Origin of the sequence: Pseudomonas sp. B3(2017) (genome assembly GCF_002113595.1) — a bacterium.
Classification (GTDB): Bacteria; Pseudomonadota; Gammaproteobacteria; order Pseudomonadales; family Pseudomonadaceae; genus Aquipseudomonas; species Aquipseudomonas ekonensis.
Window position 1 is genome coordinate 95,341 of record NZ_NEIU01000013.1, and the last position, 12,740, is coordinate 108,080.

General features: G+C 66.4%; 11 protein-coding genes. 2 read left to right on the forward strand and 9 right to left on the reverse strand.

What is annotated here, in order from left to right; genetic code table 11:
* Positions 1–31 precede the first annotated feature (31 nt).
* From CAG33_RS19060 to CAG33_RS19095, 8 genes are all read right to left on the reverse strand, one after another.
* Positions 32–739 (reverse strand): TonB C-terminal domain-containing protein, encoded by a 708-nt coding sequence (locus CAG33_RS19060; RefSeq protein WP_085582430.1) that lies wholly within the window; start codon positions 737–739, stop codon positions 32–34.
* A 3-nt stretch (positions 740–742) separates the two neighbouring features.
* Positions 743–1,168 (reverse strand): biopolymer transporter ExbD, encoded by a 426-nt coding sequence (locus CAG33_RS19065; protein ID WP_085640080.1) that lies wholly within the window; start codon positions 1,166–1,168, stop codon positions 743–745.
* An 11-nt stretch (positions 1,169–1,179) separates the two neighbouring features.
* Positions 1,180–2,979: a DUF2341 domain-containing protein gene (locus CAG33_RS19070; RefSeq protein WP_085582428.1), complete on the reverse strand. Its 1,800-nt coding sequence runs from the start codon at positions 2,977–2,979 to the stop codon at positions 1,180–1,182.
* Between the two features lie 14 nt (positions 2,980–2,993).
* Positions 2,994–4,583 (reverse strand): ShlB/FhaC/HecB family hemolysin secretion/activation protein, encoded by a 1,590-nt coding sequence (locus tag CAG33_RS19075; protein ID WP_085640083.1) that lies wholly within the window; start codon positions 4,581–4,583, stop codon positions 2,994–2,996.
* A gap of 59 nt (positions 4,584–4,642) precedes the next feature.
* Positions 4,643–5,254, reverse strand: coding sequence for a transposase (locus tag CAG33_RS29075; RefSeq protein ID WP_085640087.1), 612 nt, complete (start codon positions 5,252–5,254; stop codon positions 4,643–4,645).
* Positions 5,255–5,554: 300 nt separating this feature from the next.
* Positions 5,555–6,763, reverse strand: a complete 1,209-nt coding sequence (locus CAG33_RS19085) for a DSD1 family PLP-dependent enzyme (protein WP_170930039.1) — start codon at positions 6,761–6,763, stop codon at positions 5,555–5,557.
* A gap of 74 nt (positions 6,764–6,837) precedes the next feature.
* Positions 6,838–8,166, reverse strand: a complete 1,329-nt coding sequence (locus CAG33_RS19090) for a D-arabinono-1,4-lactone oxidase (protein ID WP_170930040.1) — start codon at positions 8,164–8,166, stop codon at positions 6,838–6,840.
* Positions 8,167–8,242: 76 nt separating this feature from the next.
* On the reverse strand, positions 8,243–8,605 hold the full coding sequence (locus CAG33_RS19095; protein ID WP_085582418.1) for a cytochrome c5 family protein: 363 nt from the start codon (positions 8,603–8,605) through the stop codon (positions 8,243–8,245).
* 444 nt (positions 8,606–9,049) lie between these two features.
* Between CAG33_RS19095 and CAG33_RS19100 the strand changes: the two genes are divergently transcribed.
* Complete coding sequence (locus CAG33_RS19100) at positions 9,050–10,675, forward strand: NADP-dependent glyceraldehyde-3-phosphate dehydrogenase (protein ID WP_085640097.1); 1,626 nt, start codon at positions 9,050–9,052, stop codon at positions 10,673–10,675.
* 46 nt (positions 10,676–10,721) lie between these two features.
* On the forward strand, positions 10,722–11,762 hold the full coding sequence (locus tag CAG33_RS19105; RefSeq protein ID WP_170930041.1) for an FUSC family protein: 1,041 nt from the start codon (positions 10,722–10,724) through the stop codon (positions 11,760–11,762).
* 3 nt (positions 11,763–11,765) lie between these two features.
* On the opposite strand, the gene CAG33_RS19110 is transcribed toward CAG33_RS19105, so the two are convergent.
* Positions 11,766–12,659, reverse strand: coding sequence for a DMT family transporter (locus CAG33_RS19110; protein ID WP_085640103.1), 894 nt, complete (start codon positions 12,657–12,659; stop codon positions 11,766–11,768).
* Positions 12,660–12,740: the final 81 nt, after the last annotated feature.

Consider the following 12,740-nt stretch of genomic DNA (forward strand, 5'->3'; position numbering starts at 1 on the left):
AACTCCTTTTGGCAAATCTTGAGTAATTCGGTCAGCCCGGACGCCGTCCCTGCAGGGACAGGCGCACAGGCAATGTGATGGAGGCCGGCGGCCGTTCGCTCAGGGCCGGCGCGGCACGCAGCGCCGCCAGCACCTGGGCGTCGATGTCCGGTTTGCCGCTGGACTTCGTCAATTCCACCCGGGTGATTTCGCCGGCGCCGCTGAGCCACACATCGGCCTGCAGCGAAAACGCCAGGTTGCGCAGGTCGGGGTTCTCGCGCAGCAGCTTCTGGAAGGTGAACGCCAGGAACTGGCTGTACGTGCCGTTGCCCAGGCGCCCGCCGCCGGCCCCGGCCATGCCGCCGCCCTTGCCCGCGCCGATGTTGAAGGCGTCGCTGCCGGCCTGGGCGTCGCCGTCGATCTGCATCGGGTTGGCCAGGTCGTCCGCCGGCGACGGCGGCGCTTCCTCCTCGGGCTTGACCTCTTGCGGCTCGGGGGTCGGCTCCGGCTCGACGACTTTTTCCTCCACCGGCTGCTCCGGCTCCGGCGGCTTTTCCGGGGGCGGTGGCGGCGGTGGCGGCAACGGAATGATGGTCGGCACCTTCGGCGCTTCGCGGCGGATGCCGCTCATGTCGTTGGCCCACTGCCACAGCAAATATGCCGCGAGCGCGCCGACGATCAGCCCCGCGCCCCACTTCACGTAGCGCAGCGGCGAGGCCTTCTTCACCGGCAACGGCTCGATCGGGTTGTGTGCGGTCATGGCTCAGCCCTGGCTCGGTTTGCCGGTGACGAGACCGACCTGGGACAGTTCGAGCCGGCGCAACAGGTCCAGCACCTCGATGACTTTCTGGTATTGCACCGTGGCGTCGCCGCGCACGATCACCGGGAAGTCCGGGTTCTGCGCCTTCTCGATGCGCAGGCGCTCCTCCAGCTCCACCAGGGTCACCGGGTAGGCGTCGAGGAACACCTGGCCGCCGTCGTTGACCGAAATCGCCTTGGTCTTGGCCTCGGACAGCGACACCGCCGCGCTGGCCTTGGGCAGGTTGATCTGGATCCCGGACACCTGGGCGGTGGCGGTGAGGATGAACATCACCAGCACCACCATCAGCACGTCCACCAGCGGGGTGATGTTGATGCTGTCCACCGCTGCGTCTTCGTCATCGTCGTGGGAGGCATTTACGGACGCCATGTCAGTGCTCCTCAGGCCGGTACGGAGTGGTTGACGTGATGGCCGCGCACCTGCGCCGCCTCACTGGACTGGCCTTCGCCGTGCATCTCCGCCAGACGGGTGATGAACTCGTCGACGAACACGCGCATGTCGGCGCTGACTTCCTTGTTGCGGGTGATCAGCCGGTTGTAGCCGAACAGCGCCGGGATCGCGACGAACAGGCCCATGGCGGTGGCGAGCAGCGCGGCGGCCATGCCCGGCGCGATGGCGTTGATGTTGACGTCACCGGCCATGGCCGTGCCGAGGAACACCACCATGATCCCCAGCACGGTGCCGAGCAGGCCGATGTACGGGCCGCCGGCGATGGCGTTGGACAGGGTCGAGAGCTTGGCGCTCAGGGCCTGGTTCTCACGGGTGCGCACGCCGTCCATGGAGCAACGGATGGCCTCGATGGTGGCCGCCGACACCGACGAGGTGTCGGCGCCCTGCTCGCGGCGGGTGCGGATCTCTTTCACGGCCACCAGGTACAGGCGCCACAACGGCGAATGCTGCAGTCGCTGGGCGAGCTGAGTGTCGTCGGCGAACATCTCCAGGCGCGTGCCGACCTTGGCGAACTGCACGCGGAAATCTTCGTTGGCGGCAGTGACGCGGCCCAGGGTGCGGTTCTTGCGGATCATGATGATCCACGACTGGAACATCATCAGCACCAGCACCGCGATGATCACCCAGGCGTCCGCCGGCACCGCGTTGAGCAAAAAGCCCAGGCTGCCGAAGCCGAAGCCGGACTGTTCTTCATCGACACCGTAGGCGACCAGTTTCGACTCGGCGCCCTGGGCGGTGGCGTCGGCCAGCAGCAACGCCGCCGGGCGCGCGACCTTGGACAGGCGCAGCTCGTCGATGGCGCCCGCGAACGGCAAGTACGGGCCGGCGGCAAGGTCGGCGCCGATGGCCATGGCCGAGTTGAACGCCGGCATCGCTTGCGCCAGCGCGACGTTCTCGCGGCCGTTGACGTACAGCGCGGTCTTGCCGCCCTCGGCGGTCACCGCCAGATGTTGCCATTGGCCAGGGCTCAGCGCCTGGCCGGCGACGGCGCGCTGGCCGTCGATCTCCACGAACGGCACACCCTGATTGACCCCCACCAGCAGGCTGGCGGCGCCCTCGCGGCGGGCCAGGATCAACTGCTCGCCGTTGGCCTGATCCAGCCGCAGCCAGGCACTGAAAGTGAACGCGCTGCCGGCGCTGTGCTGCAGCGACGGGCTGGCCGGCAACAGCAGCGGCTGGCCGCTGAACTGCAAGGCGCGCCCCACCACGCCGTCGATGCTTGCGCCGGTGGCGCTCTGGGCGGTGTTGCCGTAGGCGGTGGTGTCCTTGGCCGGCGTGCCGGTGGCGCCGTCGAAGTGATAGAGCGCGGTGTAGTTCGGATCGAACGTCAGCTGACCGTTGCCGGTGGCCGGGGCCTTCGGGTTGCCGTAGTACATCCAGATGTCTTGGCGCTGGCCGCCCTCGACATTCGGCACATCGACCCAGACCAACGCCATGCCCATCAGCGCATCGAAGCTTTCGATCTGGTGGTTGAGCACAGTCTTGTCGTCGGCGGCCACGAAGCGCAGATCCGAGCCGTCCTCCTTCACGCCGTCGAAGGTGAAGTTGCCGGTGTGCAGGCGCACCAGCAGCGCGGTACGGCCCAGGGCCTGCGGGATGCCTGCGCCCTGGGGCGTGGTGTCCACGGCGATCTGCTTGCGGTAGTGCCAGTCGTCCTGCCACCAGGCCTGGGCCGTGGCCGGGAGCACGAAGCCCAGGCAGATCAACAACGATAGGAAAAGGCGCTGCATGGAAAGTGCTCCTGTTAGAAAGTGGCCTGAAGGTTGAAATGCAGGCGCGATTCCTGTTTCGAGGTGTTCGGCCCTTCGAGTAGCGGGTAGCCCCAGTCGAGGCTGCCGGACAGCCATTTGCTAAGGCTGGCGCGGGTGCCGAGGCCGACGCTGGCCAGGGCGTAGTCGGCGTCCTGGTCCGGCAGCTCGTCGCGCAGGTACAGTTGCGCGCCTTCGGCGAAGGCGTAGAAGCGCCAGTCCTGCATCCAGCCGCCGACGAACTTGGCCAGCGACGGGGTGCGCAGCTCCTGGCTGAGCAGGAAGCCGTCGTCGGCGGTGCGTTCGGCCGCCAGGTAGCCGCGCACCGAGGTCGCGCCGCCGGCGGAGAACTGTTCGTTGGAGACCAGCGGCCCGGACGCGAGCTGGAACGCGGCCTTGCTTGCGCTCTGCCAGTCGTTGTCGAAGGTCCAGGTGAAATTCGTGTCGCCCTTGACCACCGCGAAGCTCGGCTTGGCGCGGTAGCGTTTGTAGTCGAACTCTTCGTCGGAGCTGCCGTAGCCGAAAATGCTGCGGGTGGCGGCCACCAGGCTCAGGCCAAGGCCCAGCTGGCTCTTTTCGGTGTAGCGGTAGCCGTTGTAGGCGAAGGTGAACGGCGCGTACTTGAGCGGCACCTTGTCGCTGTCGCCGGCCAGGGTCAGGCGTTCGTCGAAGTCCTTGAAGTCGATGCCCGCCGACAGCGAGTTCGACCAACTGCCGCTGGACGGCAGTGTGTAGATCGCCGACACCCCGTAGGAGTGGCCCTTGCCCAGCACGTTGCTGCCGCCGAGGGTGGCGACGTTGCTGTCGGACTGGTAGCCGGAGAACTGCACGCTCCAGCGGTCGTTCAGCGGCGCGGTGTAGGACGCCGACCAGACCTTGGCGTTGTCGGTGTCCTGGGGTGCGGTGAAGTACGTCAGGCTGAGGCTGTGACCGAGCTGCCAAAGGTTGTTGTAACCCAGACTGGTGACAGCCCGGAGCTTTTCGGTGTCGGCGCTGTAGTCGTTGTTCAGGCCGACGCTGGCGGTCCACGGGTTCTGGTCTTCGACCTGCAGGTCCACGTCCATCGTGCCGGGGCGCTGGCCTTCGCGCACCAGCGGCATGACCTGGCGGCCCGGCGTCTTGTTCAGTTGCGCCAGTTCGCCCTGCACCTTGGCGAAGTCCGGCACCTCGCCTTCCTTGAGCGCCGGGACGTTGTCGCGGATGTCCAGCGGCGAGTAATGCTTGGCGCCGACCACCCGCACCCGGCCGACCTTGGTCTCGCTGACCTGCAGGTAGACGATGCCGTCGGCCACCGCCTGCTCCGGCAATTCGACGAACACCGATTGGTAGCCGCGGTCCTGATAGGCCTTCTGCAAGGCGTCCCGCGCGCCTTCGATGTCGCTCAGGGCCTTTTGCGGGCCGAGGAACGGATACACCGCCTCTTCGATGGCCCGCGCGTCGAGCACGGTGTTGCCGCGCACGAAGTATTCGTTGACGTCCACCAGACGCTGCGGCGCGGCGCCCTCTTCGGCGATCGCAGGCTGCGCGCCGGCCGTCACCAGCAGCCAGCCCCACAGCGCCAGCCGTGACTTGAAAATCCGTTCCACACCATTCCCCTGAATTCGCGATGGTCTACGGCGCGAAAGCGCCTTGTGTGCTGCGTCGGTCAATTGCTGGCGGCTGGCGTCCCGGCGTGCTTGCCCAGCCACGTGTGCAGCAGGGCGAAATTCAACGAGAACTCGGGCATCTGCAGCAGCGCGCCGCAGAACACTTCGCCGATGACTTTCTGGATGAGCTGCACCGCACGCGGGTTGTTGAGCAGCGTGGCGGTGTCACGGCTGAGGGTGTTGAAGCTCCAGACCTTCTGGTTCAGGCCAAGGCCCACGAACCAGCGGAACAGCAGGTTGTAGTTGAGCTGCTCGAACAGCTGCTGCTCGCTGGGCACCGAATACAGCAGTTGCAGGAGCAGGATGTGCATGACGGTCTGCGCGGGAATGACCCTGCCGGGCTCGGCATTTAGTTCATGCAGGAGGTCGCGGTGCTCGGCGAGCAGGTCATCGATCTGCGGGCGCAGCAACACCAGCGAATGGCCCGGCGGAATGTAGCTGGAGACCTCCTTCAAGGCGCCCTGCCAGTCGTCCTGCGACACGATCCAGACCCACGGCGCACCGTAGCGGTACACCGACACCGGCTTCTTGCGCGCGGCCTCGACGATCTTCGACAGGCGTTGATCGAGTTCCTGCATGCCCACTTTCGAGTAGCGTTCCATAGTCCCCATTGCCTCACTCCCGGCGTCCCGCCTCGGCTTGCGATGACCGCCCCGAAGGGCCCCTCAAGCGCGTTACATAGGCATGACCGGACTGGCGATGTGCTACCGAACTTTTGTCACAAAAGCTTCATTACCGAAGAGACGTGCACCCATCAAATGTGGGCGCCAGCCTGCTGGCGATGGCGCCGGCCAAGGCACCGCAGGACGGAAGCAAGGGCGTGGCGCCCGCCCCGAAAGCGTCTTGCCAGCGGACGGCAGGACGCTTTCGCGAGCAGGCTCGCGCCTGCTAGGGGGAATGGTGAAAGGATGTCAGCCGTACACCGGCCAGGTGTCGACGATCTTGCCGCCGCGCACCGCCAGCAAATCGCCGAACTGCAGCAGCACCGCCTCGGTCTGGGTCGGGCGCAGGAAGACCTGGTCCTCCACGTTCAACCCCACGGCGCTGGAGCCGTTGACCATCTCCTGATTGGAACTGCGCCCGTAGACGCCGTTGCTTTGCAGCCCCGGCGGCGATTCGAACTCGGCCATCCAGTTGCCGCCGTAGATGAAGAAAGTCTGGCGCTGGTTGGTGTCCCACCAGGAGAACAGCTTCGACTTGTCGTCCAGCGCTGGGATGTTCACCGCGCCGGTGCTTTTCAGCACAGGCGTGGCGATGTAGGCGGCGGGTTCGTGCTCGACCAGCGACGGCAGGTCGTAGTGGGTCGGTTTGAGCATCGCCGTGCCCACCGACACCTCGGTGCTCAGGGTTTCGTTTTCGTGCATGCGGTAGCTCGGGCTGCCGGCGGTGTTCAGGCACAGGCCGTCGTGCCACAGGGCCGGGAAGCGCTGGCGGGTGAAATCCACGCAGCGCTGATAGATCGCCATCACCTTGGCGAACAGTTCCTCCGGCGAGCCGAGGATCCCCGGCACGCCCATGCCCACGAACGGGTCGTAGCCCATGAACCCTGCGAACGTCAGATGCTGCGGGTTGGCGGCGATCAGCGTGAGCATCTGCCCCAGCGTTTCCAGGTCGCCGACCCCGCCCCGGTGCAGGCCCACATCCAGCTCGATGTTGACCTGCATCCGCGTGCCCAGCCCTTTGGCCAGCGCCAGGTACTGCTGCAGACGTTCGGGGCCGTCGAGCAGCCATTGCAGTTGCTTCGACGGATCGAACGGGCCTTGGTGGGTCTGGTAGAACAGCTCGGCGGAACGCACCGGCAACGGCTTGCCCAGCAGGATGTCGGACTGCGGGAACGTCACCGCGTCATGGTTGAGGAACGGCTGGTGGAACGACATCAGCCGCTGGGTGCCTGCACGCTGGGCGATGTAGCTCAGCAGCCCCGGCGACGGCAGGGATTTCTCCACCAGCCGCAGGTGCTTGCCCGCCCGTTTGACCGAACGCACCACCACGTCGATGTTGTGGTCCAGCCGGTCCAGGTCGATCAGCATCACCGGGCGCATCGGCCCGCGGGCCTTGAGTTCGCGGTTCAGTTCGCGGAAATAGTCGTTGTAGGGCCCGCCGCGGTCACCGGGCCGCAACCACGCGCCCACGCCGACCAGCAGCACGCCGACACCCAAGGTGCCCAGCAGGAAATTGCGTCGGCCGACGGCCATCAGTTCACCCCCAGAATCGACGACAGATGGGCATTGAGGAACTTGCCCTGCGGATCCAGCGCCTGGCGCACGTCGATGAACTCGCGCCAGCGCGGGTACAGCGGCTGCAGCGTGCGGGCGTTGAGCGTGTGCAATTTGCCCCAGTGCGGCCGGCCGTTGTACTTCCAGAAGATCGGTTCGACGGCGGCGAAGAAGTTGTGGTGATCCATCTGGTAATGCTGATGCACCGAGATCGAACAGCTGTCGCGGCCCTCGAACATGCTCAGCGGGATGTCGTCGGCCTTGACGTAGCGGTACTCGATGGGAAACCAGGTGCGCAGGTCCTTGTCGCGGATCAGCTTGAGGATCTCGCGCAGGCAGGCCGGCCCGTGTTCCGCCGGCACCGAGTACTCCATCTCGTTGAAGCGCACGGTGCGCACGTTGGCGTAGATGTCGAACGAGTCGCCCACCCGGTCATCGAAACTGGCCAGGTGGCGCAGGCTGTTGAGCAGCGAGCTGCGCAGCTCGGGGAAATCGCTGCCGTACTTGTCGAGCTTCTCGATCAGGGTCACGAACTCGTTGCCGCCCTCCTCTTCGGGGCTGATCGGCGGCGTGGCCGGGTCGCTGGTTTCGTTGAGGGCGATGGACAAGGCGTAGTCGGAATGGGTGACCACGAGCATTTCCCAGTGCTGGTTTTCCGAGGTGTTCTTGTCGATGTCCTCCAGCAGCTCTTCGGTCTTGGCGATCCACTGGCGCTCGCGCAGGCGGTAGGCCGGACGGTTCTGCAGACGGATCTTCGTGGCCACGCCGAGGGCGCCGAGTGAGACGCGGGCGGCGTTGAACACCTCGGGGTGGCGCTGGCTGTCGCAGTCCAGCACCCCGCCGTCGGCGCTCACCAGTTGCAGCCCGCAGACGTGGGCGGAATAGGACTGGAAGGTTTTGCCGGTGCCGTGGGTCGAGGTCGAAATCGCCCCGGCCAGGGTCTGGTAGTCGATGTCGGCCATGTTGTGCAGGGCCTGGCCGATGTCCTTGAGCGGCTGGCCCATGCGCGACATCGGCGTGCCGGCGGCGAACTCGGCCTGCAGGGTGTTCGGGTCGTGGCCGAGCAGGCCGTTGAAGTAGCTCAGCGACAGCAGCGTGCCGTCGGTGGGCACCAGCGCGCTGAAGGAATGCGCCGAGCCCACCGGCCGGATCTTGCCCGGCGCCTGGCGGATGGCCTGGCTCAACTCGTCCAGGTTCTTGGGCGCCAGCCGCGCCGCCGGCAGGCAGCTCTGCCCGCCGGACCAGTTGCGCCAGGGAATCAGCCGTGGCGCGCGCATCAACTGGCCCAATGCCGGGTTCGCGGCCAGCGCGCTGAACGCGCCGACGATGCTCGCCCGTTGCAACAACTGACGCCGTGTCAGATCCATCGTCATGCGGGCACCCTTACTGTGGGATCGGTTGGTCGGCCATGAAGCCGATCAGTTGCAGGAATTGCTCTTCCGAGCACTCTACGCACTGGCCCATCGGCGGCATGCCGTTGTAGCCGTTGATGGCGTGGTCGAGCAGCGTGTCGCCGCCCTGCCGGATGCGCGGCTCCCAGGCCTTGCGGTCGCCGGTCAGCGGCGCGTTGGCGGCGGGGTTGGCGTGGCAGAGCTGGCAGCTGTTGGCGTAGATCTGCGCCAGTGCCGGGTCGGCGGGCGTGGCGGTGCTGGCGATGCCGGCGGCGGCAGGCGCCTTGGCGTCATCGCCGCAGCCCCCCACGGCAACGGCCAGCAGCAGCGGAAGCAGGAATCGGGCGGCCCCCATGGCAATCCTCGCGTTTGGCACCGCGCCCATGGCGGCGGCACCTTTGTTGTTGTGGTCAAGGCAGGGTCAACCTTAAGCCAGCGCCGCGCGGGGGTTGAGGGCATTGCGGGCCAGCGAGGGGGCATCCGGGGCCATGGCGCTGTTGCGCGAACGGCATTTGCCTTGCAGCGCCCTGACCGGCGCTATCGCGGGCGAGCCCGCTCCCACAGGCTATGCGGCGCATACAACACTTGTGAACGACAGAGAACCTTGTGGGAGCGGGCTTGCCCGCGATGGCGTCAGGTCAGCCAGCCGCCAAGTCCCTGACACACCGCCATCGCGAGCAACCGGCTCTGTTTCGCGCCTTTGCCTGACCCGCACGGGTTTAACTCCGGGGCCGTTCAGGCGTATAACCACTGAAGCCTTTTCCAATCCGTACGCCGACATCATCTACAGGGTAGTGACATGACCTCAGCAAACATCCTTGGCAACCTGTTCCCATCTGTCAGCGACATCCCGGATAAATACCGCCTCGACGGCCAGACCGAGCAGCGCGAGTACCTGGTCGACGGCGAGCTGCGCCGCTGGGACGGCCCTCTCGCCACCGTGCGCAGCCCGGTGTACCTACACGGCGACAACGGCGACGAACAGGTGATCCTCGGCAGCACGCCGCTGCTGGACGCCGACACCGCCCTCACCGCCCTCGACGCCGCCGTGCGTGCCTATGACCGGGGCCAGGGCCTGTGGCCGACCATGCGGGTGGCCGAGCGCATCCAGCACGTCGAGGCGTTCCTGGGCCGCATGCGCCAGCAGCGCGACGCGGTGGTGAAGCTGCTGATGTGGGAGATCGGCAAGAACCTCAAGGATTCGGAAAAGGAATTCGACCGTACCTGCGACTACATCGTCGACACCATCAACGCCCTGAAGGAGCTCGACCGCCGCTCCAGCCGCTTCGAGCTGGAACAGGACACCCTCGGTCAGATCCGCCGCGTGCCGCTGGGCGTCGCGTTGTGCATGGGCCCCTACAACTACCCGCTGAACGAGACCTTCACCACGCTGATCCCGGCGCTGATCATGGGCAACACCGTGGTGTTCAAGCCTGCCAAGCTCGGCGTGCTGCTGATCCGTCCGCTGCTGGAGGCGTTCCGCGACAGCTTCCCGACCGGCGTGATCAACGTGATCTACGGCAGCGGCCGCGAGACCGTCAGCGCCCTGATGGCCAGCGGCAAGATCGACATCTTCGCCTTCATCGGCACCAACAAGGCCGCCAGCGACCTGAAGAAGCTGCACCCCAAGCCGCACCGCCTGCGCGCGGCCCTGGGCCTGGACGCGAAGAACCCCGGCATCGTCCTGCCGGAGGTGGACCTGGACAACGCGGTCAGCGAAGCGGTCACCGGCTCCCTGTCGTTCAACGGCCAGCGCTGCACGGCGCTGAAAATCCTCTTCGTCCATGAAGACGTGGTCGATCGCTTCATCGAGAAATTCAACGCCAAACTGGCCAGCCTCAAACCCGGCATGCCGTGGGACAGCGGCGTGGCGCTGACGCCGGTGCCGGAGTCGGGCAAGGTCGATTACCTGCACGGCCTGGTGGCCGACGCGGTGAGCAAGGGTGCGGCGGTGGTCAACCCCAACGGCGGCGAGGCCCGCGCGTCGTTCTTCTACCCGGCGGTGCTGTACCCGGTGACGCCGCAGATGCGCGTCTATCAGGAAGAGCAGTTCGGCCCGGTGGTGCCGATCGTGCCGTACCGCCACCTCGATACGGTGATCGACTATGTGCTGGAATCGGACTTCGGCCAGCAGTTGAGCCTCTTCGGCACCAACCCGGTGGCGATCGGCCGGCTCGTGGACACCTTCGCCAACCAGGTCGGCCGCATCAACCTCAACGCCCAGTGCCAGCGCGGCCCGGACACCTACCCGTTCAACGGCCGGAAAAACTCCGCCGAAGGCACGCTGTCGGTGCACGACGCATTGCGGGTGTTTTCGATCCGCACCCTGGTGGCGACCAAGTTCCAGGACAACAATAAGGATCTGATCAGCGAGATCATCCGCGGGCGGGACTCGAACTTCATCGCCACCGACTACATCTTCTGAGGAGCGAACGCCGCTGAGCACCTTCAGCCCTCACCGCTGGCCGCCGCTGCTGCGGCGGATCCTGCGGCCGCTGCTGGATCCGTACCGGCGCTACCGGCATGCCCGGCTGATCCATGCCGTGCGGGTGGCGCTGGGGCTGCTGGCGACCATCGCACTGACCACCGGCATCAACCTGCCCCACGGCGAATGGGCGTCGGTGACCATGCTGGTGGTGATCGGCGGTTTGCAGCACCACGGCAACATCGGCAAGAAAGCCGCCGAACGCGCCACCGGCACCCTGATCGGCGCCGGCGTGGGCCTGGCGCTGGTGGCGCAGCAGGCCTGGCTCGGCCTGCCGTGGCTGACCTACTTCGCCATGGCCGTGGTCTGCGGCTTCTTCTCCTATCACGCCATCGGCAAGGGCGGCTACACCGCCCTGCTCTCGGCCATCACCGTTTTCATTGTCGCCGGCCACGGCGACAACCCCATCACCGACGGGCTGTGGCGCGGGGTCGACATCCTGATCGGCATCGCCCTGGCCCTGGCCTTTTCCTTCGCCTTGCCGCTGTACGCGGTGTATTCGTGGCGCTACAACCTGGCCGACGCCTTGCGCGACTGCGCGACGGTCTACGGACGGATCATCGGCGGCCAGCCGGTCAACGCCGACGAACACCTGAAGCTGATGAACCGTTTGAACGCGGCGATGGTGCAGCTGCGCTCGCTGATGCCGTCGGTGTCCAAGGAAGTGAACGTGTCGATGACCGAACTGGATGCGATCCAGCGCAACCTGCGCCTGTGCATCAGCACCCTGGAGATCCTCGGCAACACCCGGCCGGACGCCAACGACCCGCATGCCATGGCCCATCTGCAAGCGGCGCTGAAGGCCGAACACCGGCATGTCCGCGTGCAGTTGGTCGGCATGGCCCGGGCGCTGAAGTCCGGCGCTGTCCAACGCCTGGGACGGCCGATGGCGCTGCCGGACGCGAGCCTCGACGCACCGGTCTACAGCCCGCTGGACGGCTACCGGCTGCTGACCCGGCAACTGGCGGCCAACATCGGCGACATGCGCCAGCGCCTGGCGACATCCGCCCCGCGCTGGAACCGTTGAGGACTACTGTGCGGCCAGGCGCCGCGACTTCAGGCCCCAACCCTGCTGCATGCCGGCGGCGGCCAGCAGAATCGCCGCCACCCCCACCCATTGCAGGGTCTCCAGGCGATGGCCGAAGGCAACCCAATCGACGAAGATCGCCGCAATCGGGTAGATGAACGACAGGGCGCCGGTCAACGCGGTCGGCAGTTTCTGGATCGCGCCGTACAGCAGCACATACATCAGCCCGGTGTGGACGATACCCAGCGTCACCAGGCTGGCCCACGCGTTCGGCGTCTGGGGCAGCGCGGAAAAGTGCGCGAACGGCGCCAGCGCCAATACGCCGGTGCAGACCTGGATCAACGCGATCAAGTGCGGCGGCGTGCCGGTGAGGCGCTTGATGATCAACGCGGCGATGGCATAGAGAAACGCCGCGCCCAGCGCCAGGGCGATGCCCGTCAGATAGTCGTTGCCGCTTTCGCCCTGCCCGCCGTGGGCACTGACGATGGCCAACATGCCCATGAACGAGACCGCCAGCCAGAGCAGCTTCTGCAGCGTGATCTTCTCGCCCAGGAACAGCGCCGCCAGCCCCACCAGCATGAACGGCTGGACGTTGTACACCGCCGTGCCGATGGCGATCGAGGCCCGCGAGTAGGAAGCGAACAGCAGCACCCAGTTGCCGACGATCGCCAGTCCGCTGAGCACCGCCAGCAGGAAGGTGGTGCGGGTCAGGATGCCCGGCCGCAGAAAGCCGAACGCGGCGCAGATCAGCAGCAAGGTGCCGGCGCCGAACACGCAGCGCCAGAACACCACGTCCAGCACCGGTTGCCCGGACACCAGCACGAACCAGCCGATCGTCCCGGAAATCAGCATGGCGGCGGTCATTTCGAGTGAGCCGCGGCGCAGGGTCTTGTCCATTTCAAATCTCCTGTGTTGTGGCCAAAGTATGCCAAGCCACGCCGACATCTCTCCAGCGCAAAAAGAAGGCTAAACTCAAGA